Source organism: Arenibacter antarcticus, assembly GCF_041320605.1.
Classification (GTDB): Bacteria; Bacteroidota; Bacteroidia; order Flavobacteriales; family Flavobacteriaceae; genus Arenibacter; species Arenibacter antarcticus.
This window is the reverse complement of sequence record NZ_CP166679.1, coordinates 2,699,061-2,724,453: the sequence shown is the minus strand read 5'-3', so window position 1 is coordinate 2,724,453 and position 25,393 is coordinate 2,699,061. Positions and strand designations below refer to the sequence as shown.

The 25,393-nt window shown below is 38.7% G+C and carries 28 protein-coding genes and 1 pseudogene; 18 read left to right on the top strand and 11 right to left on the bottom strand.

Going from position 1 to position 25,393, the window contains the following annotated elements:
• Positions 1 to 27: 27 nt before the first annotated feature.
• The gene (locus KCTC52924_RS11195) at positions 28 to 210 is read left to right on the top strand and encodes a hypothetical protein (protein WP_251809291.1); all 183 of its coding nucleotides are present in this window, start codon (positions 28 to 30) and stop codon (positions 208 to 210) included.
• Positions 211 to 248: 38 nt separating this feature from the next.
• On the opposite strand, the gene KCTC52924_RS11190 is transcribed toward KCTC52924_RS11195, so the two are convergent.
• The 5 genes from KCTC52924_RS11190 to KCTC52924_RS11170 form a co-directional block, all read right to left on the bottom strand.
• Positions 249 to 476, bottom strand: a complete 228-nt coding sequence (locus tag KCTC52924_RS11190) for a PspC domain-containing protein (RefSeq protein WP_251809290.1) — start codon at positions 474 to 476, stop codon at positions 249 to 251.
• Positions 477 to 485: 9 nt separating this feature from the next.
• Entirely contained in the window at positions 486 to 1,769 is a 1,284-nt protein-coding gene (locus KCTC52924_RS11185) for a DUF2851 family protein (RefSeq protein WP_251809289.1), read from the bottom strand.
• Between the two features lie 145 nt (positions 1,770 to 1,914).
• Positions 1,915 to 2,901, bottom strand: a complete 987-nt coding sequence (locus KCTC52924_RS11180) for a transposase (RefSeq protein WP_251809288.1) — start codon at positions 2,899 to 2,901, stop codon at positions 1,915 to 1,917.
• On the bottom strand, positions 2,888 to 3,241 hold the full coding sequence (locus KCTC52924_RS11175; protein ID WP_251809287.1) for a transposase: 354 nt from the start codon (positions 3,239 to 3,241) through the stop codon (positions 2,888 to 2,890). Before KCTC52924_RS11175 ends, KCTC52924_RS11180 begins: the two co-directional genes overlap by 14 nt.
• Positions 3,242 to 3,434: 193 nt before the next feature.
• A complete protein-coding gene (locus KCTC52924_RS11170) occupies positions 3,435 to 3,749 on the bottom strand; it encodes a rhodanese-like domain-containing protein (protein ID WP_251809286.1) in 315 nt (104 codons plus the stop codon).
• Positions 3,750 to 3,937: 188 nt separating this feature from the next.
• On the opposite strand from KCTC52924_RS11170, the gene KCTC52924_RS11165 reads away from it, so the two are divergent.
• From KCTC52924_RS11165 to KCTC52924_RS11110, 12 genes are all read left to right on the top strand, one after another.
• On the top strand, positions 3,938 to 4,384 hold the full coding sequence (locus tag KCTC52924_RS11165; protein WP_251809285.1) for a MarR family winged helix-turn-helix transcriptional regulator: 447 nt from the start codon (positions 3,938 to 3,940) through the stop codon (positions 4,382 to 4,384).
• 33 nt (positions 4,385 to 4,417) lie between these two features.
• Positions 4,418 to 5,053 (top strand): NAD(P)H-dependent oxidoreductase, encoded by a 636-nt coding sequence (locus tag KCTC52924_RS11160; protein ID WP_353057512.1) that lies wholly within the window; start codon positions 4,418 to 4,420, stop codon positions 5,051 to 5,053.
• A 33-nt stretch (positions 5,054 to 5,086) separates the two neighbouring features.
• A complete protein-coding gene (locus tag KCTC52924_RS11155; RefSeq protein WP_251809284.1) occupies positions 5,087 to 5,665 on the top strand; it encodes a YceI family protein in 579 nt (192 codons plus the stop codon).
• Positions 5,666 to 5,944: 279 nt separating this feature from the next.
• Entirely contained in the window at positions 5,945 to 7,342 is a 1,398-nt protein-coding gene (locus KCTC52924_RS11150) for an anthranilate synthase component I family protein (protein ID WP_251809283.1), read from the top strand.
• 76 nt (positions 7,343 to 7,418) lie between these two features.
• Complete coding sequence (locus tag KCTC52924_RS11145; RefSeq protein WP_251809282.1) at positions 7,419 to 8,039, top strand: aminodeoxychorismate/anthranilate synthase component II; 621 nt, start codon at positions 7,419 to 7,421, stop codon at positions 8,037 to 8,039.
• Between the two features lie 115 nt (positions 8,040 to 8,154).
• Entirely contained in the window at positions 8,155 to 9,150 is a 996-nt protein-coding gene (trpD, locus tag KCTC52924_RS11140; RefSeq protein WP_251809281.1) for an anthranilate phosphoribosyltransferase, read from the top strand.
• Positions 9,151 to 9,181: 31 nt separating this feature from the next.
• On the top strand, positions 9,182 to 9,967 hold the full coding sequence (trpC, locus tag KCTC52924_RS11135; RefSeq protein WP_251809280.1) for an indole-3-glycerol phosphate synthase TrpC: 786 nt from the start codon (positions 9,182 to 9,184) through the stop codon (positions 9,965 to 9,967).
• Positions 9,964 to 10,611, top strand: a complete 648-nt coding sequence (locus KCTC52924_RS11130) for a phosphoribosylanthranilate isomerase (RefSeq protein WP_251809279.1) — start codon at positions 9,964 to 9,966, stop codon at positions 10,609 to 10,611. Before trpC ends, KCTC52924_RS11130 begins: the two co-directional genes overlap by 4 nt.
• A gap of 60 nt (positions 10,612 to 10,671) precedes the next feature.
• Positions 10,672 to 11,853, top strand: a complete 1,182-nt coding sequence (gene trpB, locus KCTC52924_RS11125; RefSeq protein ID WP_251809278.1) for a tryptophan synthase subunit beta — start codon at positions 10,672 to 10,674, stop codon at positions 11,851 to 11,853.
• A 49-nt stretch (positions 11,854 to 11,902) separates the two neighbouring features.
• Entirely contained in the window at positions 11,903 to 12,673 is a 771-nt protein-coding gene (gene trpA / locus KCTC52924_RS11120; protein ID WP_251809277.1) for a tryptophan synthase subunit alpha, read from the top strand.
• The gene (locus KCTC52924_RS11115; protein ID WP_251809276.1) at positions 12,670 to 12,888 is read left to right on the top strand and encodes a hypothetical protein; all 219 of its coding nucleotides are present in this window, start codon (positions 12,670 to 12,672) and stop codon (positions 12,886 to 12,888) included. The genes trpA and KCTC52924_RS11115 overlap by 4 nt, the downstream gene beginning before the upstream one ends.
• 220 nt (positions 12,889 to 13,108) lie before the next feature.
• Positions 13,109 to 13,549 carry a hypothetical protein gene (locus tag KCTC52924_RS11110; RefSeq protein ID WP_370671461.1) on the top strand — a complete coding sequence of 147 codons (441 nt, stop codon included), beginning with the start codon at positions 13,109 to 13,111 and terminating at the stop codon, positions 13,547 to 13,549.
• A gap of 97 nt (positions 13,550 to 13,646) precedes the next feature.
• On the opposite strand, the gene KCTC52924_RS11105 is transcribed toward KCTC52924_RS11110, so the two are convergent.
• Both KCTC52924_RS11105 and KCTC52924_RS11100 read right to left on the bottom strand, forming a co-directional pair.
• Positions 13,647 to 14,348, bottom strand: coding sequence for a uracil-DNA glycosylase family protein (locus KCTC52924_RS11105; protein WP_251809274.1), 702 nt, complete (start codon positions 14,346 to 14,348; stop codon positions 13,647 to 13,649).
• Positions 14,349 to 14,406: 58 nt separating this feature from the next.
• Positions 14,407 to 17,860, bottom strand: a pseudogene (locus tag KCTC52924_RS11100) (pyruvate carboxylase).
• Positions 17,861 to 18,067: 207 nt separating this feature from the next.
• On the opposite strand from KCTC52924_RS11100, the gene KCTC52924_RS11095 reads away from it, so the two are divergent.
• Complete coding sequence (locus tag KCTC52924_RS11095) at positions 18,068 to 18,196, top strand: 30S ribosomal protein THX (RefSeq protein WP_251809272.1); 129 nt, start codon at positions 18,068 to 18,070, stop codon at positions 18,194 to 18,196.
• Positions 18,197 to 18,220: 24 nt separating this feature from the next.
• On the opposite strand, the gene KCTC52924_RS11090 is transcribed toward KCTC52924_RS11095, so the two are convergent.
• From KCTC52924_RS11090 to KCTC52924_RS11075, 4 genes are all read right to left on the bottom strand, one after another.
• Positions 18,221 to 18,583, bottom strand: coding sequence for a hypothetical protein (locus KCTC52924_RS11090; RefSeq protein ID WP_251809271.1), 363 nt, complete (start codon positions 18,581 to 18,583; stop codon positions 18,221 to 18,223).
• A 62-nt stretch (positions 18,584 to 18,645) separates the two neighbouring features.
• Positions 18,646 to 19,407 (bottom strand): peroxide stress protein YaaA, encoded by a 762-nt coding sequence (yaaA, locus tag KCTC52924_RS11085; RefSeq protein WP_251809270.1) that lies wholly within the window; start codon positions 19,405 to 19,407, stop codon positions 18,646 to 18,648.
• An 85-nt stretch (positions 19,408 to 19,492) separates the two neighbouring features.
• Entirely contained in the window at positions 19,493 to 20,524 is a 1,032-nt protein-coding gene (locus KCTC52924_RS11080) for an RluA family pseudouridine synthase (RefSeq protein ID WP_251809269.1), read from the bottom strand.
• Positions 20,525 to 20,526: 2 nt separating this feature from the next.
• A complete protein-coding gene (locus tag KCTC52924_RS11075) occupies positions 20,527 to 21,114 on the bottom strand; it encodes a PASTA domain-containing protein (protein ID WP_251809268.1) in 588 nt (195 codons plus the stop codon).
• A 184-nt stretch (positions 21,115 to 21,298) separates the two neighbouring features.
• Between KCTC52924_RS11075 and KCTC52924_RS11070 the strand changes: the two genes are divergently transcribed.
• The 4 genes from KCTC52924_RS11070 to KCTC52924_RS11055 all read left to right on the top strand — a co-directional run bounded on the left by KCTC52924_RS11070 (position 21,299) and on the right by KCTC52924_RS11055 (position 25,364).
• Positions 21,299 to 22,279, top strand: a complete 981-nt coding sequence (locus KCTC52924_RS11070) for a D-alanine--D-alanine ligase (RefSeq protein WP_251809267.1) — start codon at positions 21,299 to 21,301, stop codon at positions 22,277 to 22,279.
• A gap of 97 nt (positions 22,280 to 22,376) precedes the next feature.
• Entirely contained in the window at positions 22,377 to 22,841 is a 465-nt protein-coding gene (gene coaD, locus KCTC52924_RS11065; RefSeq protein WP_251809266.1) for a pantetheine-phosphate adenylyltransferase, read from the top strand.
• A 155-nt stretch (positions 22,842 to 22,996) separates the two neighbouring features.
• Positions 22,997 to 24,862, top strand: a complete 1,866-nt coding sequence (locus KCTC52924_RS11060; RefSeq protein ID WP_251809265.1) for a PAS domain-containing protein — start codon at positions 22,997 to 22,999, stop codon at positions 24,860 to 24,862.
• Positions 24,849 to 25,364 carry a two-component system response regulator gene (locus KCTC52924_RS11055; RefSeq protein ID WP_370671460.1) on the top strand — a complete coding sequence of 172 codons (516 nt, stop codon included), beginning with the start codon at positions 24,849 to 24,851 and terminating at the stop codon, positions 25,362 to 25,364. The genes KCTC52924_RS11060 and KCTC52924_RS11055 overlap by 14 nt, the downstream gene beginning before the upstream one ends.
• Positions 25,365 to 25,393 lie beyond the last annotated feature (29 nt).

Sequence of the window (25,393 nt, the reverse complement as noted above, 5' to 3'; positions counted from 1 at the left end):
ATTTTAGCAATATCATAAAAATAATCAATGCAAAAAAATATATCTTTTGAAAATATTTCAATAAAAAGGGTGCATTTCATTCAATTATTTAATCTTTCAGGACCTAACCACCAAAAAACCAACCGCAGTCACTTTAATGATGGTCCAGTAAAACCAAACTACTCAGGCACGATCAGGAAAGAACCAATACCCCAACATCCTAAAAAATAGCAGCAGATAACTTGTGGGACGAAAAAGTCTAATTTTCCTTAAAGGTCAAAAACAGAAGTTCTTTTTGTATATACCAGATCCTTTATTCTAAGCCAAAAGGCCATAAATAGGTAAAGGGCAAATCCAAAACCGAGGGTTACAAAAGTGAGGTAGATAAAAGAAGTCCTTACCACCCTCGTCCTAATCCCTAGACGTTCTGCAATACGCCTGCATACTTCAAAGCCCCGTTTCTGAAAATAGTAAAGTAATCTATAAAAAATATTCATGATCTAAAATTAGGCTTTTCCATTCAATAATCCATGTCCTACCACACATTGCAGGCATTTATTTTTTACACAGTAATCATTGTACAGCTGTAACACAGCCTGACTTTCCAAAGCAGAAGGGAAGGAAACCTTAAGGCTTTTAAAATTGGATATTACACTATTATTCTCTGCCTTGACCCCGGACATAATCTGTATAATTTCCTCGCCAATATCTTCTCCAAAATGCTTTGAATACCCTATTTTAATCGGCAAAACGGTATTTATTATCAGTAGATCCATAAATTTTTTACTCAGTTTTTTAGGACTGGAACCAGACTCCTTTCCAAAGGTGTAATGCCGATCCCAATAAGGACTAGCCGAGACCGCAAATAATCGGTATAGTTCCTCTATAGATTTTGCCGCCAAGATCTTGCTGAAAATATTTCTTTGAACGAAATACAAATTGGCCAATTGGGACAGTCTAATGGTGGGGAAATTGGAAGGCCTTAACCGAAAGAATTGAGGTTTTTGCACCTGACTTTCCGAAATAAGGAATTTGGTACTTAAAAACTCGAATTCCTTTTTCAGACTATTATAGTAGTCATCTCCCTGAATATCTTGGGACAAAAATCCTGCTAATCCAAAAAATGCACTTTCCAGACGCAGGGTATCGTTTTGAATTTTGCGTATCATGGAAAAATCGCACTGTTTTGCAATTTCGTAAAAAGCATCACCATTGATCTTTAGCCCAAAACCCTTCGCCAACATTATGAAAAACACCTTCTCCCAGTCGTTCTTGGATTCTAACAGAAGATGGGAAACCAATAGCCACTTGTTTTCCAGACGCTCAAAATAGAGTCGCTCTAACCAATTCCTCCAAATCAATTGGGATACATTTTCAATGGCGTGACCGCAATTGATAAACTTGCCTCCATTCTGCTGGAATAATTCAAGATAAGTATCCAGAACTTCTTGAGAAATGTAATTTTTCAAGACTAGGGTGGGGATAATAGTATTGTCTTTTCTATATACATTTACATCGTCCTCCCAAACAACGTGAAGAATTACATTGTTATAATTGGGATCTTGTTCGTGATGATGAGCATACCAATCGGAGGATTTTACATGAATTTCCACCGTCCCTGCCCATAGTTGTTCTCCAATAACAATTTTGGCATTAAAAAAATCTGGACCTGCCAATAAATTATGGGCACCTACCTCCATAATCCGAATAGGCTCATTGGTAGAGGTGTAGACATTACTAACCTGCAATTTTCGGTACTTCCAGATATAATGCAAAAGATCTTCCCGCATAATCCAAAGTAAGAATTTTTTTTGAAAAATACTACTTCGAGCATATTTTCATAGCCAACCCTGCTATGAAAATATGCTATCCTATCTTTGTAATACCGATCGACTCTGGGGACGGCTTAATACGGATCATGACCAATTGTTGTGTTTATGCAAAAATTGTAGTTAATCTGTAAAGGAAGAATTCTACATTTTTCACCCCTCTGAATTGTGCCCTGAACGCTTTAATTTTTGCATTGAATGATTCTGCCGAGGCATTCGTACTTTTATTTATAAAATAGTTCAGTATAGATCTGTAATTAACGCTGATACTGTTAGCCACTGTTTGGAAGCTTTTAAAGCCCGAAGCCTCTACGTCCTTGTGCCAGTGTGCCAGTTTCGTATATGCCGTTTGTATAGTAGTGGCTGTATTGAATATGTTCCTGAGCCCCTGTACCAGGTCGAAGGCTACCTTTATGTCGGGATATTCGGCAAACAATATTTTACTTCTTTCGGATTGGTTTTGGGTCCAGTTGGAAGGAGCTTTATACAATAGGTACCTGCTTCTGGCCAAGAGTTGTTTTCTTGTATCGCCATTGCTGAATTCTTTTGGAACGAATTGCTCTCCCTGTGTCTTTGCCTGTTTTATCTGTTGGTTCTCTTGATCTATGGCCTCCCATCGGTGTTTGATCCGGATATTCTGAACGGCCTCCGAAGCCAGCTTTTGCACATGGAACCTGTCCGTTACCTGTATCGCCTTTGGGAAGCATTTGCTAGCGATGGTCTTCATGGAGTTTGCCATGTCCAAGGTGATTTCCTTGACCTTTGCCCTTTTCTTGGGAGGTATCTTAAGTAGCTGCTTTATAATCGGTTCCATCTTGGTTCCGGAGAATATGGCTACTATGGATCCTTTCTTGCCCTTGGCTTTTTTATTGGTGATTATGGTGTAGAGTTCTCCCTTGGAAAGCGCTGTTTCGTCAATGGACAGGTAAGGCCCTATGTTTTCGGGGAATACAAGCCATTGCTTAGCATGGGATTTCTCCTTCCACTGCTTAAAATCGCTTAGGTAATCCCTAAACTGTCGTTGTAGATTTTTGCCGTTTACCCCATAGAATTGGCCGATGGTATGGCAGTCATTTGCTTTAGTACTGACCAAGTACTTTTAAAAAAGCAGCGAACTCTACGGTCATACGAGTTCCCTGTGCCACCAGCTCCCAATCTCTTTGCACGGCTTGCCTCGTGGCCTTGTCCAGCCAACGGCGGCGCTTAATGTGGAGAAAGACTGATTTTCCCCGTAATGGGAAATCCTGGACGACGATCTCCTTATGAAAGCCATGACCTATTAAAATGCGGTGTTTTTCCTCTTTAGGGCTATCCTCTTTTTCTTCAAAATATAAATGAAGCGTACCATCTTCAGTTTTATGGGAAACTAGTTTAAAGTGGGTTATTAAAAGTTCCGGCAGTATAAGCTTTAATAGGTCGATAGATAATTCCAATGCTGTTCGTTTTACTGCAAATATCGAACTCCTATTTCAATTCACACACAACTTTTGAGCTTGATCCCTTAATACACCGGTTAAGTTAGAACCAACATCAAACAACAATAAAATAGGAATGGAAAACTCCCCATAATGTTGTTTAACACTTTGGACAACTATAACGTATAATGAATAATTTCTAGATAGACCACTACTCCTCTACGATCTCACCTTCCCAATTCATAATACCGCCCTGCAAATTATAAGCGTTCTTAAAACCTAATTTGTTCATAATGGCACATGCCTGACCACTTCGCTGTCCAGACCTACAGTACACATAATAATTCTTGGTCTTATCCAATTTTTCCAGCTCAGTCATGAACTCCTGCCCCAGATGTATGTCAATATTTGTCATGTTGGGAATATACCCTTCCTCTACCTCTTCCGCTGTTCTAACATCCAATACAAAAGCATTCTGGTCGCCTTCCAATTGTGCATTCCATTCTTCTTGTGATAAATCTGCCATTTCATTTAATTTAAGTTTTCAAAAATAACGATATTTAAAAAAAATCCAAGCCTTATTTTTGCTAAGCTTTCCGAAAAACTTAAGCCCTCAGAAAACCCTTAAATCGTATTTAACACAAAATTAGCACAAAACTAAATTGGAGATCAAGGAATACGACATACATTTGTACATACAATTATTGTATAGACATGGATGTAGAGGAAATTATAAAAACCGAAAAGTCAATTCCCTTAGAAAGTAGGACGCTGATTCACATTAGTCTTGTGGAAAATAAAATCAATGACATAATGGGGCAAGCGATTAAACCCTTCGGTGTTTCACTACAACAGTTTAACGTCCTTAGAATTTTAAGGGGACAAAAAGGGAAACCTGCAAATCTTTCCACGTTAAATGATAGAATGGTGACCAAAATGAGCAACACAACCAGACTTGTGGACAAATTGATTCTAAAGGATTATGTAAACCGAGAAGTTTGCCCCAGTAATAGACGGAAAATAGAAATCACTATTACCCCTAAAGGTGAGGCAGATCTGTTAGAAATTGATAAGAACATTATTGAAGCAGAAAGGAAAATAATCCAAAATTTTAATCTACAAGAACTACAGGAATTAAACAGGCTCTTGGACAAGTTTTAAAGATAAAGATTAAAATACCATACAAATATATTAATGATGAGCAACTACTTAGATACCTTAAACTGGCGATATGCCACCAAAAAATTTGATACCTCCAAAAAAGTTTCACCCGAAAAATTAGAAAGCTTATTGGATGCTATTTCCTTAAGCGCCTCCTCTTACGGGTTACAGCCTTATGAAATCTTTGTTATTGAAGATAAAGAGGTGCGGGAAAAACTAAGACCTGCTGCATGGGACCAAGCTCAGATCACCGAATCATCTCATGTTATCATATTAGCAAATCAATCCACTTTTGGCGAAGAATTAGTAGATGATTATTTAGAGAATGTTAGTGCCACCCGTAATATCCCACTTGAGAGTTTAGGAGGTCGTGCTGACTTTATGAAATCTAAACTGGTAACATTGCCCGAGTCTGAAAAGGCTTCTTGGACCGCTAGACAAGCATATCTTGCTCTGGGAAATCTATTGTCTGCAGCCGCAGATCTTAAAATAGATAGCTGCCCGATGGAAGGGTTTGACGCTCCAGATATAAATGAAATCCTTGGACTTACTGAAAAGGGCTTAAACGCCGCGGTATTGGTAGCCATAGGGTATAGATCTGAAGAAGATACCACCCAACACAATAAAAAAGTGCGAAAGCCTAAAAAAGAGTTAATTACCCACATATAAATTAAATATAAACCTTAAACAAGAATTAGAATTATGAGAAAAACAACATTATCATTAGTATTGGCCGTAGTTACAGGATTCACTGCAATAGCGTCTAACCCAGTTGAAAACGACAAGAAAATAGTAAAAGCCTCGGAAAGCTCCGTAACCTGGAAAGGGTATAAGGTTACTGGTTCCCATTATGGTGTTATAGACCTAAAGGAAGGCGCCTTGATCTTTAACGACGATAAATTAGTAGGCGGGGAATTTGTAGTAGACATGACTACCTTGGTTTCTCACGACTTAGAGGGGGAATACAAAGGAAAATTAGAAAATCACTTAAAATCCGACGATTTCTTTGGAGTAGATAAACATGCTACCTCTAATCTAGTTTTTACAAAAGTAACCGCTACCGGAAAAAACTCCTATGAGGTTATAGGCAACCTTACTATAAAAGGGAAGACCAATCCTATTACTTTTAACCTTTCCGTTTACGGGAGTAAAGCTACCGCAACCATGAAAGTAGATCGCTCATTATACGATGTAAAATTTGGGTCTGGTAGTTTCTTCGACAATTTAGGGGACAAAACTATATATGACGAATTTGACCTAGTGGTAGATTTGGAATTCTAAGAAATACTGAAATTAAATTGTTTAAAACCTCACATTTGTGGGGTTTTTTATTTTTTACGTAACACTTCGTTTGTACTTTTAAAATTCCTTCTTATATTTGGCTTATAATGAAGAACTCGATTTCAAATACTTGGTGGTGGAACAACTTACGAAAAACATCGTGAGAGGAGCATCATTGTAGTATAACTATATAAAAGGCTTGTCATCACGACAGGCCTTTTTTTCGTTTATCATAAAAGTAAAAATTCCCGTTTGTACGGACAGAAATAAAAATTTAACATGAAATACCCTTTAGTTTCGCATCATAAGAAGATTCTTGCAGACACCATTACCCCTGTAAGTGTTTATTTAAAAATAAGAGATCGTTTTCCCAACAGCATCTTATTGGAGAGTAGCGACTACCATGCTAACGATAATAGTTTTTCGTATATCTGTTGTAATCCAATTGCTTCTATCGCCCTAGAGAATGAGTTGTTGGTACAACAGTTCCCAGATGGTAGTACAGAGAAAATACCCGTAAACAAGGATACGGATATCCCAGCACTATTGCACCAATTCAGTCAACGGTTCCAAGCTTCCAACAATGACTTCAAGTTTATAAACAATGGATTGTTTGGCTATATGGCCTATGATGCCGTTCGATATTTTGAGGATATAACCATCTCCAAAAAAGACAATAGCATTTCCATCCCGGATATATATTATGCCGTATATAGTAATATAGTGGCCATCAACCACTTTAAAAATGAAGCCTATATTTTCGCTCATTGTTACCAATCAGAAAGTAATATTGCAGAGATAGAGCAGATCCTCAGTGCCAAAAACTTTGCCTCTTATAACTTTAGTAAGAGTGGCGATCCAGTTTCTAACTTAATGGACGACGAATATAAGGAGCAGGTAGAATTGGCGAAAAAACACTGCCATAGAGGGGATGTTTTTCAGTTGGTATTATCAAAGCGATTCTCCCAAGAATTTAAGGGAGACGAATTTAATGTTTATCGCGCCCTACGATCCATAAACCCATCGCCCTATTTGTTCTATTTTGATTATGGAGATTTTAAAATATTCGGAAGTTCGCCCGAAGCCCAATTGATCGTAAAGGATGGAAAGGCCGAAATTCACCCCATTGCCGGCACCTTTAAACGAACTGGAAACGATGAACAGGATGCTGAGCTGGCAAAAAAATTAAAAATAGACGATAAGGAGAATAGCGAGCACGTAATGCTGGTTGATCTGGCCCGGAACGATCTCAGTAGAAATGGGAATATGGTACAGGTAGAAAATTATAGAGAGGTTCAATTCTTCTCTCATGTCATCCATCTGGTATCTAAAGTTACCGGACAAAAGAAAGCGCATATCCCCACTATGAAAGTGGTGGCTGACACGTTTCCTGCCGGTACCTTAAGTGGTGCACCTAAACATATGGCCATGCAACTAATTGAAAAATACGAAAAGACAAACCGTGGATATTATGGTGGGGCTATCGGTTTTATGGATTTTAACGGCAATTTTAATCATGCTATTATGATCCGTACCTTTTTAAGTAAAAACCATCAATTGCACTATCAGGCTGGGGCGGGCCTAGTGGCTGCCTCCATCCCCGAAAATGAACTACAGGAAACCTACAACAAACTAGGAGCCCTTACCAAAGCTTTAGAAATAGCAGAGTCCATATAAACCACATTCCCAACAAGTAATGGGAACTGATGGAAGATAAAAAAAATCAATAGGAAAAGTACAATATTCAATTCTAATGGATAAACATCAAAATAAAGAAAATACAATCTCCTCTCCCGCTTTGGGAGGACAAAAAGGAGCCATTCTTGTTATAGACAATTACGATAGCTTTACCTATAACTTGGTACATTATCTAGAAGATCTAGATTGCGAGGTAGTTGTACGAAGAAATGACCAAATAACCCTTGACGAGGTGGCGGTGTTCGACAAAATTGTATTATCACCAGGCCCTGGTATACCGGATGAAGCCGGATTGCTTAAGGCTATTATCGCAGAATATGCACCAACCAAAAGTATCTTTGGAGTGTGTCTGGGACAACAGGCTATTGCCGAAGTATTTGGTGGAAGCATAATAAACTTAGATCAGGTATACCATGGTATTGCTACCAAAATAAATATCGTTAAGGACGACATTTTATTCAAAGGCCTTCCAAAAGAACTGGAAGTAGGTCGTTACCATTCTTGGGTAGTGGACCCTAAGCTTCCCGAGGTCCTTATTGCTACTTCCTATGATGAAAACGGACAGGTAATGTCCCTACGCCATACCAGCTACGATGTATGCGCCGTACAGTTTCATCCAGAATCGGTACTTACCCCCATGGGAAAGGAAATATTAAAAAATTGGGTCGGGAATTAACTGGAGTAGTGAGTAGTGAGTAGTGAGTTAAAATAAAATTTAGGGGAAACACAGGGAATGGTTGCGAATCCTATTCTGAATTATAGCTCTAGTTCCTAATTAGTAAAAACAAGAAATGAAAGAAATATTAAACAAATTGATCAACCATGATGTACTTCCCAAGGAGGTAGCAAAGCAAGTATTGGTCAATATAGCAAAAGGAGATTATAACACCAGTCAGATTGCGGCATTCCTCACCGTTTATATGATGCGAAGTGTCACCATTGAAGAATTGGAGGGCTTTAGGGATGCATTGTTGGAACTCTGTTTAGCAGTAGACCTTTCAGCCTATAATCCCGTTGACCTTTGCGGCACTGGAGGTGATGGCAAGGATACTTTTAACATCTCTACCCTTGCAAGTTTTGTTACGGCAGGGGCGGGAATACCCGTTACCAAACACGGCAATTATGGGGTGTCGTCAAAATGTGGCAGCAGCAACGTAATGGAATTTTTAGGCATACGTTTCAGCAATGATCCAGGTTTTTTGGAGAAATGTTTGGTGGAAAGTGGAATCTGTGTATTACATGCACCGTTATTTCACCCAGCCATGAAAAATGTAGCCCCCATTCGTAAGGAATTAGCGGTAAAAACGTTTTTCAATATGTTGGGACCCATGGTAAACCCTGCCTTTCCAAAAAATCAAATGGTCGGGGTTTTCAATTTGGAACTCGCCAGAATGTACGGCTATTTATACCAGAAAACGGATAAGAACTTTACTATACTACATGCGTTGGACGGTTATGATGAGATTTCCCTGACCTGCAACACCAAAACGATCACCAATACCTCCGAAGGCATGTTAAAACCTTCCGATTTTGGCGTCGACACCATCTCAGCTACCGATATTGTTGGAGGCGATAGTATAGAGGAATCTGCTCAAGTATTTATGAACGTGCTTCAGGGTAAGGGAACCGCTCCACAGAACAATGTGGTCTGTGCCAATGCCGGTATCGCCATTGCTACCGTAAAGGGAATTAGCCCTATAGAGGGATTTGAGATGGCTAAAGAATCCTTAGTTAGTGGCAAAGCACTACAGGCGCTTAAAAAATTACAATCACTAAGCAGTAATTAAGAATAAATCCTCCTTTATTTAAAATAAAAACATGAATATACTGGACAAAATAGTTGTTGATAAACGTAAAGAGGTAGCATTAAAAAAATCCATCATACCAGCTTCCCAATTGGAAGCTTCCATTTTATTCGAAAGAACTACTTTTTCATTGGTTGACACCCTAAGGAATAGTACCAGTGGAATTATTGCCGAACACAAACGAAGATCTCCATCCAGATCGGTAATCAATCAGAACAATAGTGTTTACGATGTTGCCCAGGGTTATGAAAAAGCAGGTGCTTGTGGCATGTCTGTTTTGACCGATGGCAAATATTTCGGCGGATCACTTGATGACCTATTGCTAGCGAGAGCTTCTGTCCAAATGCCATTATTGCGCAAGGAATTTGTAGTAGATGAATACCAGATTTTGGAAGCTAAGGCCTATGGTGCCGATGTTATTTTATTGATCGCCTCCATTTTAACTAGGGAACAAATAAAAGCGCTTTCCCAATTTGCCCAAAGCTTGGCACTTAATGTCCTGTTGGAAGTACATAATGAGGAAGAACTGCATAAATCCATAATGCCTAGTTTGGATCTCTTGGGCGTCAACAATAGAAATTTAAAAACTTTTGAGGTGAGCCTAGATACCAGTAAAACCCTTTCTGCCCTTATCCCAGATGATTTTGTAAAAGTCTCTGAAAGCGGAATTAGTTCCGTTGACGCAATAAAGGAGCTACTACCCTATGGATACCAAGGATTTTTGATCGGAGAGAATTTTATGAAGACCGATGATCCTGGAGAGAGTGCTACCCAATTCATAAAGCAGCTAACCTCATGAAACTGAAAGTATGTGGTATGAAATACCCAGATAATATGCTGGAAGTAGCCAGCGTAGGTCCAGATTATATGGGTTTTATCTTTTGGGAACCCTCATCCCGTTTTTTTAATACAACTATTTCCGAAATTCCAAATCACATTAAAAAGGTGGGCGTTTTCGTAGATGCCTCATTAGAAGAGATAATAAATACAATAAAGAGATACAATTTGCAGGCAGTTCAGTTGCACGGAAAGGAAAGTCCGGATTTTTGTAAGCAATTAAAGGGGGCCAATAAGTCTGAAATAAACAAGCCCAAGAGGGAAGTAGAAATTATTAAAGTTTTTTCCATAAAGGACGATTTCAATTTTGGTCAACTACAGGCCTATGAGGCAGTATGCGATTATTTTTTATTCGACACTAAAGGGAAGCTACCAGGGGGGAATGGCTATGTATTTAGTTGGGAGGTTCTAAAAGAATACCCTTCAAAAAAACCCTACTTTTTAAGCGGTGGAATAGGACTTGAAGAAACTGATAAACTAAAAGACTTTCTGCAAAGACCAGAATCCAAATACTGTTACGCCATAGATGTAAACAGTAAGTTTGAAACAGCCCCTGGATTAAAAGAAATTGAAAAACTAAAAGAGTTTAAAAAGAGTATTGAGTAGTGAGATTCTCAATACTCACTACTATGTACTCAATACTATGTACTTAATACTATAATAACCATGAATTACAACGTTGACGAAAAAGGATATTACGGCGAATTTGGAGGGGCATTTATACCCGAAATGCTCTATCCCAATGTAGAAAATCTTAGGCAGCAGTATTTAAAGGTGATGGCAGAACCTTCCTTTAAGGCAGAGTTCGATCAATTATTAAAAAATTATGTAGGTAGACCTTCCCCCTTATATTTCGCCAAACGCCTTTCGGAAAAGTACAACACTAAAATATATTTAAAGCGCGAAGACCTTAACCATACCGGGGCCCATAAGGTTAACAATACGGTAGGGCAGATCTTAATGGCGAAGCGCTTGGGCAAGACTAGGATAATTGCGGAGACTGGTGCAGGACAGCATGGGGTGGCTACTGCTACCGTATGTGCCCTCATGGGTATGGAGTGTATAGTATATATGGGAGAGATTGATATTGCGCGCCAGGCCCCCAATGTGGCTAGAATGAAAATGCTGGGTGCAGAGGTTAGGCCGGCCCTATCTGGGAGTCGGACCCTAAAAGACGCTACCAATGAAGCAATTAGAGATTGGATCAATAATCCTGTGGACACTCATTATATTATAGGTTCTGCCATTGGCCCACACCCTTACCCAGATATGGTCACCAGATTCCAGTCCATTATTTCTGAAGAGATCAAATGGCAGCTAAAAGAACAGGAAGGCAAGGAAAATCCTGATTATGTAGTGGCCTGCGTTGGAGGGGGAAGTAATGCCGCAGGCACCTTCTATCATTTCCTTCACGAAGAGGAAGTGGGTATTATTGCGGTAGAAGCTGCAGGAAAAGGCGTAGAGAGTGGTGAAAGTGCAGCAACATCAGTATTGGGAAAAGAGGGAATTATTCATGGATGCAAAACTCTTCTGATGCAGACTCCTGATGGACAGATTACAGAGCCCTATTCTATCTCTGCCGGATTAGACTATCCAGGTGTTGGACCTATGCATGCCCATCTGTATAAAACTGGGAGGGCAGAATTTATCCCAGTAACAGATGACGAGGCCATGCAAGCGGGAATGGAACTCTCTAAATTGGAAGGTATAATTCCGGCAATAGAATCGTCCCACGCCTTTGCTATTTTAAAAACAAGAGCCTTTAAACCCAATGACGTGGTTGTTATTAACCTTTCTGGACGGGGTGATAAGGATTTAAGTACCTATATAAAATACTTCGAGCTATAAGTTTGGAATATCATTCCCCCTTTGAGGGAAAACTAAAAATACATTTGGTATGAACAGAATACAACACCAATTACAATCGGATAAAAAATTATTCTCCATATATTTTACAGCAGGATATCCGAATTTGAACGATACTGCCAAAATAATTCAGGATTTGGAAAGCAATGGGGTTGATATGATAGAGATCGGATTGCCATTTAGCGATCCCTTGGCCGATGGCCCTACCATACAGGCTAGTTCTACCCAAGCCCTGAAAAATGGAATGACTACTACAGTTTTATTCGAGCAATTAAAAGATATAAGGTCATCGGTTAATATACCCCTGATTATTATGGCGTATTTTAATCCCATTTTACAATATGGAGTAGAAGCGTTCTGCAAAAAATGTCAGGAAGTAGGTATAGATGGACTTATTTTACCGGACCTGCCGTTAGATGTATATCAGGAGCACTATGAGGCTATTTTTAAAAAATACGGATTAATAAATGTTTTCCTAATCACTCCACAGACCAGTGACGCGCGTATTGCGCAAATAGACAAGGCCTCTGAGGGATTCATATATATGGTGAGTTCTGCTAGCGTCACCGGTTCGTCCGATGGCTTTGGTACCGTTCAGGAATCCTATTTTCAAAGAATTGCGAAGATGGAATTAATATCACCTCAGATAATTGGGTTTGGGATTAGTAATTCCGAAACTTTCCAGCAGGCTACTAAATGGGCAAAAGGTGCCATTATTGGCTCGGCATTTATTAAATACATCACCAAAAACGGCACCAACAACATTGGGAATTTTGTAAAGCAAATCATTAGTGAAAAATGAAAGAACTCCTCAATAATTGGAAATTAATAGCGCTCCTTTGTCTAACTCTAGGCTTGGCGCCCTTCTTTCCTGAACCACATTTTTTTGGTAAACTAAAGTGGGTTTGGGGTGGCGCCAAGGGAATGCAGCCAATGGATTGGTTTGACTTTATCTTTCATGGATTTCCGTTTGTTTTATTGATCAGATTACTGGTAGTGAAAATTATAAAAAAGTAAGTTTAAACGTATTTATATAGCATTTTTGGATTCCTCCTTTCGCAGTGAGGACCTGCTACTTAAACGGTTATGTAGTTGGTCTAAAATTACGTATTGACCTTGCCAATAATTTAACTATTAGACAGATTGATTATCCGCAATTAACATCTAACTTTAACACATCAAACCACTAACTATTAGCTCCTTAATGCCTTAAAAAAGTAGTTATCCCCTTTATAAGATGAATATCCTGATTGTCATTTATAACGATGCCATGAAAAAAATTCGTTTACTTTTTGCATTACTACTTGTCAGTTCCATTTTAACGGGTCAGACTAAAGAATTCTCCAAAGATTATTTTTTACAAAAAAGTAAAAAACAAAACACCGCAGCATGGGTTCTACTAGGCGGAGGAACAGCTATGGCCATTGGAGGGCTAGCTGCATTCGACGCTAGTTGGGATAGTAGCTCCAGTAGTACCACGGACATAGCTGGCATTATTGGCATAACGGGTATAGTGGCCAATCTGGCCAGTATACCATATTTTATCAGTGCAGCCAAAAATAAGAAGACAGCAATGTCTATTACATTTGACTATAAACCTATTTATTCATCTGAAGAAAGCTTGGTTACTGCAAAGGCATATCCAGCAGTTTCACTGAAAATAAAACTTGACCATTAACAAGCTCCCATATTAGATATTTATTGATCCGCTAAGTGAATTTACCCTGTCGTTTTAATACGTTATGAAGAAATCCATACAACAAAAGACATGGGAATTAAAAAAACTTCTGATACTGTAAAACCCTGAAATCGATCGTATTGATTTCAGGATTTTTTGCCTTCATTACTTTATAGGCCTCCATACTTCCTACCGCTCTATTGGCTGCGCCAGAGGGCGCTGTAAGGGATACAGTCCTAATCACCCTCCTTACATCCAAAGTATGACCCTGAACGATGTCCGGTTGGGGTAGTACAAATTCATGAATCCGGGGAATTTGATCGGATACTAATGTTAACTTTACCCCAAACTCCCTGATATACCTTCTAAAAAAATATTCAGGACCATTTTTACTATTCCCCCCAGTAAACAATAATGTATCTATTTTAGGATACTGCTCTAGATACTCGAAAATGTTTCTCAATTCAATATTTTGCAATCCAAGATCCGAGGCGTCAATCTTTATACGCTCAGCACTCTTTACAATATCGCATATACCAATATGACGCTGTCGTAGAAAATCCTGCCGCTGCTGTACGGCTTGCTCTGTGGTCTCAAAAGCGAGCCCCAGTCCAAAAATCTGGTTTAGTATTGGCCATAATTGACCATCCCTGCTGCCATAGCAAAAATCGACATCACCTTCCTTTAGATCCCCAATGGTAAACCTAGGCGGCGGTAAGGTCCCTACAATCAGCTTTGTGGCCTCCGGAAACAAAAATGGTTCATAGGGATGGGTATGTAGAAAGGTTTTTGATGTCAAAAGAATAATTGAATTTTACAAAATTATCTATATGATCCGGTTAGGGGTAATTGGACTATCATTTTAATACAAGCACAAGGTCCTCCGAATTTACCAAAGTGCCCCCCTTCAATTGTATTCTATCTACCACCCCTTCCTGGGTAGCGGTTACTGTGGTTTCCATTTTCATAGCTTCGATAACGAAAAGTGGCTGATTTTTTTTCACTTCTTGATTTTTCTTTACCAGTACGCTAGATAGCAGGCCTTGTAAGGGGGCTCCAATCTGATTTACATCAGCGGCATCCACCTTAACATTTTCTACTTTATTCACTTTAACAGATCTATCTTTAATCATTACATTTCGCAATTGTCCATTTACCTTAAAGTAGATACTCACATTTCCGGCATCGTCCGGTTCCCCTCGTAACATAAGTGAGACCAAAATATTCTTACCCCGATCCAATTCCACAATGATCTCCTCTCCCACTTCCATCCCGTAAAAGAAATTCTTGGTAGGGATATTCATAACATTGCCATACTTCACATGGTTGTTGTAGGCATCGGTAAATACTTTTGGATATAGCTTATAGGAAAGAAAATCGGTTATCAGCAATTCACGCCCCATTCCAGCGTTAAATTTTCTTTTAAAGTCCGCAAATTCCCTATCAAAATCAATAGCTTCCAAGTGGGCATTTGGTCTATCCGTAAAGGCTTGTTGATCTTTAAGCACCATTTTTTGCAATTCTTTTGGAAAACCTCCTTCCGGCTGACCTAAATCGCCCTTAAAATAACCAATTACAGATTGTGGAAAGGAAATAGATTCTCCGTTTTCCAAGATATCCGATACAGTAAGGTTATTGGCAATCATATATTGGGCCATATCCCCTACCACCTTGGAACTGGGGGTTACCTTTATAATATCTCCAAAAAGTTGATTTACCTCCCCGTACATTTTGGTGACTTCGGGAAACTTATCCTCTAAGCCCAAAGCTATAGCCTGCCCCTTTAGGTTAGAATATTGTCCGCCAGGAATCTCGTGCTTATACACTTCCCCAGTCCCTGATTTTAATCCGGATTCAAACGTGTAATAATAATTCCGTACGGTTTCCCAATAGTTGGAATATTCTGCCAATTTATCGGTATTCAAACTATTTTCTCTTTCTTGGAAACGCAACATTTCCACAACAGAATTAAAATTGGGTTGGGAAGTAAGTCCAGACATACCGCCCAATGCCACGTCTACAACATCTACCCCAGCCTCAATAGCCTTTAGGTACATAGCCGCCTGGGTAGAGGAGGTATCATGCGTATGAAGATGTATGGGGATATTAATCTCGGACTTTAAGGCCGATATTAATTCGTAGGCCGCATAAGGCTTTAACAATCCCGCCATATCCTTGACCCCTAAAATATGGGCTCCAGCATTTTCAATATCCTTGGCCAATTGCACATAATACTTTAAATTGTATTTCGATTTTGTGGGATCTAATATATCACCAGTGTAACAAAGTGAGCCTTCTGCCAGGCCTCCTGTTTTGGTTCTGACATATTCTATGCAGGGCGCGATGGATTTCATCCAATTGAGGGAATCAAAAATCCTAAAAATATCTACCCCAGATTTCCATGATTCCTCAACAAATCGCTCTATCAAATTATCTGGATAGGCGGTATAGCCAACCCCATTGGAGCCCCTGATCAACATTTGCATTAATATATTGGGCATGGCTTTTCGCAACAATTCCAATCGCTCCCAAGGATTTTCCTGTAAGAATCGAAGGCAAACATCAAAGGTGGCCCCTCCCCAAACTTCCATACTAAATATTTCTGGATGGTTTTTGGCATATCCCTCAGCTACCTTTAACATGTCTAACGTCCTCATCCGTGTTGCCAATAAACTTTGGTGAGCATCACGCATGGTAGTATCGGTGAAATGGACCTTCTTCTCATTTTTTAGCCACATGGAAAATTGGTCGGGACCTAATTCGGTCAATAAATCCTTGGTTCCCTTTGGGTATTCCTCCACAATGGGGAAGGTGGGAATTTTTGGTTTGGAAAACACATGGCTCTTATCCATTTTTTTTTACATCAGGATTCCCATTTACAATAACCTCGCCCAAGAATTCCACTAACTTATTGGCCCTATTCCTTGGCTCCACAAATTGGAATAGCTCTGGTTCGTTATTAATAAAGTTTACCGTTACCTTACCCTCTCTAAAAGTGGGGTGTTTTAAGATATTGTCCAGAAACGCCATATTGGTCTTGACCCCCCTGATACGAAATTCAGCCAAGGCCCTTCTCATTTTACGACAAGACCCATCCAAAGTCCTACTCAAGGCAGACACCTTTACCAACATGGAATCGAAAAATGGGGAAATTGCCACCCCTTGATAGATACTACCGGCATCCAATCGGATTCCCAGACCTGAAGCACTACGGTAGGTAGTTACCACTCCATAATCTGGTTTAAAATCGTTAGCGGGATCTTCGGTAGTAATCCTACATTGCAGGGCATAACCCGTGACTACGATCGAGGCCTGATCTTGTATTTTTATCTGGGTATCCGATAATCTGTAGCCGCCTGCAATAAACAATTGGGCCTTAACCAAGTCTATATTGGTAATCATTTCCGTTACCGTATGCTCTACCTGTATCCTTGGGTTTACCTCAATAAAGTAGATACTGCCATCGTCATCTACCAAAAATTCCACCGTTCCTATATTATTGTAGTCTACTGCTTTGCAGATATCAATGGCATATTTATACAAATTATCCTTGGTATCCTGTGGCAATCCTATGGATGGGGCAAATTCTATTACCTTTTGATATCTTCTTTGTACAGAACAATCCCTCTCGTACAAATGCACCATATTGCCATGGGTATCCGCAACGATTTGAATCTCTATATGTTTGGGATTCTCCACAAATTTCTCCAGGAATACCGTATCGTCACCAAAGGCATTTAAAGATTCCCGTTTAGCTTCTGGAAATCCTTTTCTAAGCTCTTCCTCGGTTCGGATTACGCGCATACCACGTCCTCCACCACCAGAAGCAGCCTTTAACATTAAGGGATAACCTATTTGTTCCGCTTCAGAAAGTGCCACCTCAATATCCGACAAATCCCTATCACTACTTTTTATGATGGGAATATTATTGGCCACAGCAACTTCCTTGGCCGTAATCTTATCACCAAGAGCTTTTAATACCGAGACTTTGGGACCGACAAAAATAATTCCGTTGTCCTCACATTTTTGTGCGAAAGTGGCATTTTCAGATAAGAATCCATATCCTGGATGAATGGCGTCCACCTCATTTTCCTTGGCGACCTTAATCAAGGCATCCATATCCAAATAAGGCTTTAAAGGTTCGTTATCGCCCCCAATCTGGTAACTTTCATCTGCTTTATATCGATGTAGGGAATAACGGTCTTCATAAGTATACACCCCAACTGTTTTAATCCCAATCTCTACACATGCCCTAAAAATACGTATAGCGATCTCTCCCCTATTTGCAACTAATACCTTTTTAATTTTCAAAGCTATATTTTCTTTAGAATTGCTGGGTCCAACAATCGGTTATCTCACAAACTTAGCATTTTAGCCCAAGGATGACAATAGTAAAATAGGTTATATTTAAAGAAATTTGTTGTAAATCGATAGGAATCCATCGCATAAGGTCATACCTTAAAACTTTGAAATACAGAATTAATAATTTATTTTTAGGAAAATAAAAATTGGAAAGCTATGGGCAAAGGAGATAAAAAATCTAAAAGGGGTAAAATAATTAACGGCACTTACGGTACAAGGCGGAAACGCAAAATAAAAAGAAAGCCAAGTATAGAAGAAAAAATTAATGTGGAGAAAAAAAAATAAGTCGGTTATAAGAACCGTTTAGTGCTAATCCACCATAAAATTCAAAATTACTTCTCCCTCTTCGGAAATCTTTAAGCCATAGGTATAAAAGCCTTCTGGAAGCGGGGTTTCACCAACAAAATCGATGGGCTGTAAGATATAGTTTTCATCCCCTACAGTTATATTGATATAGGCATAGTTATAAGCAGTTTTATACTCCAGATATCTCGAAAAATTTCCTGGAGCAATGTTTGTATGTAGCATAGCTGCCTCGCCTACCTGTACCTTATCAAAATTAAAACTACTTTCGTTCTTCACCCTAATCTTTACCCCGCTAAGATCGTCATCCCGATCAGTACAGCCTGTTAATAAGATTAAAAACGCAATTAGTAAGCCGAATTTTTTCATTTTTATTTGTATTTATACAAAAACTGCTATGAACTTTAAAACGATATTTTGGCGAAAATATTCTATCTGATGAATACTGGCTGATTTTCCTTCAAGGTATGCTCCATACTATACAAATAACCTTCTTGATCAAAACCCTTAACATCCTCCAAAGTTTTGGCATTGGATTCCAATAAATAACGAACCATAGTTCCCCTTGCTTTTTTGGCAAAAAAACTAATCACCTTTAAGTTGTCATTTTTCCAATCCTTAAATATTGGAGTGATTACGGGTACTTTTAGCTTTTTTTCATCCACGGCACCAAAATATTCATTGCTTGCCAAATTTACAAACAACTCCTCGTCTTGCAGTTCCATATTCAAATGATCGGTAAGTTGTTTTTTCCAAAATTCGTACAGATTTTTTTTCCTCCCCACCTTTAAGGTGGTGCCCATTTCCAGTCTGTACGGCTGCATAAGATCCAATGGTTTAAGAATACCATAAAGTCCTGATAAAATTCGTAGCTGGTCCTGGAGTTGGGTCATTTTTTCGGGAGCAATGGAATACGCATCCAAACCTTGGTATACGTCCCCGTTAAAGGCATAGACGGCAGGCCTTGCATTTTCTGGTGTAAAGGGAATGGAAAACTCTTGGTTGCGCTCCCAGTTAAGCTGTGCCAATTTATCCGAAATTCCCATTAATTCCGACAGCGCAATGGGCTTTTTTTTCTGTAAAACTTTATTTAATCGTGCGGCTTCTTCAAGAAATAGTGGTTGGGAGTATTCCTTTATTGGTAATTTGCTTTCAAAATCCAACGTTTTTGCTGGCGATATAACTATTTTCATTCCTAAAAATTATTCTAGCGTTAAGTTAAACTTAAATCATTACCTAATCCAATACGTCCTTTACGGGATATTGGGATGGGAAAAGTTATTCTCCCTGACTGTGTTTGGCGTACTGCCTCCATTTTTCAATGCAATTCGCCATATCTTCAGGGATCTCCGAATTGAACTTCATATACTCCCCAGAAACGGGATGTACAAATCCCAATGTTTTGGCATGTAGTGCCTGCCTTGGCAAAATTTTAAAGGCATTATCCACAAATTGCTTGTATTTGGTAAAGGTGGTTCCTTTCAGGATTCTCTCTCCCCCGTAGCGCTCATCATTGAACAGAGTATGGCCAATGTACTTTAAATGAACCCTAATTTGATGTGTTCTTCCCGTTTCTAAGTTACAGGAAATCATGGTTACATATCCAAACCTTTCCAACACTTTAAAATGGGTCACCGCCTCCTTACCTTGCTCCCCTTCGGGAAACACCATCATTTGAAGCCTATTTTTTGGATTTCGTCCAACATGACCTTCTATGGTTCCATCGTCTTCGTCCATATTCCCCCATACCAACGCAACATATTCGCGCTCGCTAGATTTTTCAAAAAACTGTTTTGCTAGATGGGTCATGGCCGCTTCCGTCTTTGCCACAACCAAAAGCCCAGAGGTATCTTTATCTATCCTATGGACCAACCCGGGACGGTCATCACTGTTTTTTGGTAAATTCTCCTGATGGTATAAAAGGGCATTGATCAAGGTTCCCGAATAGTTCCCGTGACCAGGATGAACCACCATTCCTGCAGGCTTGTTTACCACCAATAGAACATCGTCCTCATAGACAATATCTAAAGGTATGTTTTCTGGGATCAACAAGAGTTCGTGCGGAGGGTGCGCGAATAATACACGTATATGATCGCCGGCCTTAACCTTATAATTTTGTTTTACAATGGTCCCGTTCACCCATATATTCCCATCCTTTGCCGCCTGTTGTATTTTATTCCTAGTAGCGTTTTCAATGAAATTCATTAAATACTTATCTACCCTTAAGGGGTCCTGTCCTTTTGATGCGGTAAAACTATGATGCTCAAAAAGTTCCTCCTCATTTAATTCATAATCCTCTTTTTCTTCCATAATTATTCTGAATCTGCCTTAACCTGGGCTCTTGGAGAAATATCACCATTACCACAAACCAATTCTATCTTGGATGTTTTTGGTAACTTATCCCCAGGGGTAATATATTTTCCTTTATGTTTTATATGATATACCATATCCTTTCCCAGCTCATCCACATAGGTCACCCGTTCAACTTCCAACCCTACGGCCTTAAGCATAGAACTTGCGTTCCTTTGAGTTACTTGGATAATATTGGGGATGGTAACTTTTTTATATCCCGATGGATTAACGGTAATATAAATTTTTCTATCCTCCTTCACCTGACTGCCAGCTGGAGGGTTTTGATCTATTATTGAAAACCGAGGATAAGAAGGATTGTAATTCGCAGAATCCAAAACAGAATACCGCAATTTAGACTTCTCTATTAAAGTCCTAGTCTCCATAACCGAAAGTCCGGCCAAATCAGGTACCTCAATAAATTCGCCATGATTGGTAGTTTCTTTTAACCACTGCAAAGCAGCAAAGATCACCAATACCGAAACCACTAAGGCTAACCCCAACTGTATTAGGAATGTCCTGCTTATTAAAAACCTAAAAAAATTCCGCATAATATATTTTCTTAAACGACAAAGATAGAAAACCGAATGCTTTTTTCTTTAATTTGAATGAATGATATTTGTTTCCTGGTTTCTCTAAACAATAAACTTAGAAAATAAGCCATTTTAGATGATAACGCCAACAAGAAATTGGGCATCTTATATCATACCGATCAGGAACGATTAATTATAACGGATGAAAAAAAATATTGCCATCATTATGGGCGGCCACTCTAGCGAGTTCAAAATTTCCCTGTTAAGCGGAAATGTAGTGTTCAACTCTTTGGACAAAGATAAATTTAACCTTTATAGAATTCATATTCTTAAGGAGAAATGGGTCTTGGTAGATGAGCACCAGGAAGAATATTTGGTGAACAAACATGATTTTACCGTATCCCTAAACAACCAGATCCTTAAATTTGATTGTGTATTTAATGCTATACATGGCACTCCGGGCGAGGATGGCTTGATGCAGGCTTATTTTCAACTTTTGGACATTCCACAGACTTCCTGTGATTATTACCAAGCTTCCCTTACTTTTAACAAACGAGACCTGTTAAGCGTATTAAAACCTTATGGCATAAAATCGGCAACCTCCTTTTACCTTAACAAAGGAGATATCGTACTAGCTGATGAGATTATAAATAAAGTGGGATTACCTTGTTTTGTTAAAGCCAACAAGGCAGGTTCTAGCTTTGGCATCACCAAGGTTTATCACAAAGCAGAACTTCCCAATGCCATTGTAAATGCTTTCTTGGAGGACGATGAAATACTTATCGAATCATTTTTAGATGGAACTGAAGTTTCAGTTGGAGTTATTCATTATCAAGGAAAAACGAAGGTCCTTCCCATCACCGAAATTATATCAGAAAACGATTTTTTTGATTATTCAGCGAAATATGAAGGGAAATCGCAGGAAATCACTCCGGCCAGAATCACCAAAAAACAGGAAGAAAGAGTAGTCCAAGTCGCCAAGTTGGCCTATGACACCCTTAAAATGAAAGGTTTTTCTAGGAGTGAGTTTATTTTTGTAGGGGATGAACCCTATATGCTGGAAATGAATACCACCCCAGGTTTAACCGCCGAAAGTATTTTACCACAACAAGCAGCGGCAGCAGGGATTTCTCTATCTGAGCTCTTTGAAAGTACCATTTGGGAGGCATTAAATGAAAATTAGTACCTTTACCGATTCATAAGAAAATAAGACATCTACTTTCATGCCTACAGTATAGTATTTCCATATTAATACTGCTTAATATTTTTAAACTCCGCCAATGAAAAGACGTGCTATTTTTCCTGGGTCATTTGACCCGCTAACATTAGGACATTATGATATAATACAAAGAGGTATTACTCTTTTTGACGAAATCATCATTGCTATTGGTGTAAACACGGATAAGAGCTATATGTTTTCCCTAGAGGAGCGTAAGCATTTTATCACTGAAGCTTTTAAGGACGAGCCCAAAATAAAAGTACTTACCTATGAAGGGTTAACGGTAGATTTCTGCAAAAAAATGAATGCGGGATTTATTTTAAGGGGACTTAGAAATCCTGGAGATTTTGAATTTGAAAAAGCCATAGCCCATACCAACCGTAAACTTTCGGAGATTGACACGGTTTTCCTACTTACTTCATCAGGAAAATCTTATATTAGTTCCTCTATTGTAAGAGACGTCATCAAAAATAAGGGAGATTATACTGGATTAGTGCCAAATTCTGTTCGTGTAAAATTAAAATAAGGTAGATCTTATTCCTATAAAAATATAAAAAAGCCCTACCACATATAACTTGGTATTACTGCCAACTTAAGCGCTACACCACTAAATAAGAGCCATTAACAACAAATTGTTTCATAATTTGAAGAAACGAAATAACATTGCATCAAATTACAATAATGATTAGGGACACTCCGGCTATTGGCAATCAACTTCTGTTCAATCAACTTCTGATCAAACAACTACCTAATGCCACTGGGTTTATCGACCTGGATTTTAAAGTAGTATTTGCGTCCGATAAATGGGCAGATGAGTTTCATTTTGAGTCTCAGGATATTGTGGATAAAAACATCCACGATCTTATAGGGCCTATTAGCGAGCAATGGAACAATTGTATTTTGCGGTGTTTTAAAGGGGAAATATCGGAAAGCTTTCGGGAAAGCTATGCTGGTCACAACCATAAATTAAAATGGCTCCAATGGACACTAAGTCCATGGTATTCAGAGAATAAAAAGATTATAGGGGCCGTAGTTCAATTTGACGATGTTAGCCAAAGTGTAAACCAAGAACAAAAAATTGAACAGCTCGAATTTGTCCTAAAAGAAACTGTTAATATAGGGAAAATTGGGAATTGGAAATACAATCAGTCATTAGATATTATGAACTGCTGCTCCATGATCAGCACCATCTTGGAAGTTGAAGAAGGGTTTCAATATACCCTAGATAATTACATCAACTTTCACAAAATTGGGTACAACAGAAATACCATTTCCATGGCCATTTATTCCGCTATGAAAAACAGGCGTTCCTGGAGCGAAAAGCTACAGATCATTACCGCAAAAGGGAACTATCGATGGGTAAAAGTTTCCAGTAAACCACTATACAACAATGGCATTTACATAGGTTTAATCGGTATAGTTCAGGACATTACCGATTATGTCTTAAAAGAACATGAAACAAAAAGCAGCGAAAATCTTTTAAAAACGCTGATCAATAATCTACCACTCCAAATCTATGCAAAGGATACCATGTCTAGAAAACTATTGGCCAACAGATCCGAGTTGGACCGCTGTGGAATAACTGAGGAAAGCGATATTATAGGGAAAGACGATTTCGATATTTACGATAGGACTACCGCACAAAAATATAGGGAAGAGGACTTAGAGGTCATGATCTCACAAACCCCAATGTTGAACAAGGAATTGAAGGAGGAAAATCCGGACGGCACTACCAATTATTACTTAAGTTCAAAAATTGCCTTAAAAGGTATAAATGGGGAAACCACAGGATTGGTTGGCATTACCATGGATATTTCAGAAATAAAGGAAAAGGAAAAGGAACTAAAAAGCCTCATCCACGTTTCGTCACAACAAAACAAAAAACTACTTAATTTCGCACATATCATTTCCCATAACTTACGGTCGCATTCGGCCAATTTCTCCATGTTATTGGACTTTTTAAAGGAGGAAAAAGATGAGGAGGAACGGATAAAAATTTTCAATATGTTGACGGATTCCTCCAACAGCCTAATGGAGACCCTTCACAATTTAAATGACATAGTTTCAATAAATACGGAAGCTACCACTAATAAGAAAATAGTTAATCTTAACGATCATGTCAATAACGCAGTAAATAACCTAAGCTTTTATTTAGATCAGAACCAGGGCACAGTTATTACCTCAATACCAAAAGATACTTACATCAATGTAGTCCCAGCATATCTAGAAAGTATCATGAACCATATTATCACTAATGCCATTAAATACAAAAAACCTGACACCCCTCTCGTAATCAAATTCAACTTAAGTCATGTTCAAAACTATACGGTATTGAGCATAGAGGACAATGGTTTAGGCCTAGATATGAAGAAATTCGGGAAAAAGTTATTCGACATGTACAAAACCTTTCACGGCAACCGCGATGCTAAAGGACTGGGATTGTATATTGCGAAAAATCAGATAGAAGCTATGAACGGAAAAATAAATGCTAACAGTCAAGTAGGAGTAGGAACCACATTTAATTTATATTTTAATGACGAAAATTAATTCGATTTTTATCGTAGATGATGATCCCATTACAGTTTACGGAATCAAAAAAATATTGAAATCGGTTTGCGATAACAATAAAATTGCTGAATTCCAAAATGGTGAAAGGGCTATTGACCATGTGCGGAAAATGATCTTGGAAAACCAAGAACTTCCTGATATAATTTTTTTGGATATAAATATGCCTATTATGGATGGATGGGAGTTTTTGGAAGAATTCATCAAACTCCCAATACCTAAAGCCGTCAACATCAATATCGTTACCTCCTCCATCGACCAAAACGACAAGGACAAGTCCGATAATTTCAAGTCCATGACCCATCACCCGATTGTTTTCAACAGCAAACCGATACGCCGGGAGGAAATTGAAGAAATTACTAGAGTGCTTTCTACCCAGTCCATTGCTTTTTATTTAACTTTGATCTATTGGAAATTAAGGAATTACCCTAGTGACGAAATTAGTTACAAGGGTAATTCGAAATTTTTAGGCCTACCCTATTAGAGTATCAACACTATATCAAAGTATAAAAA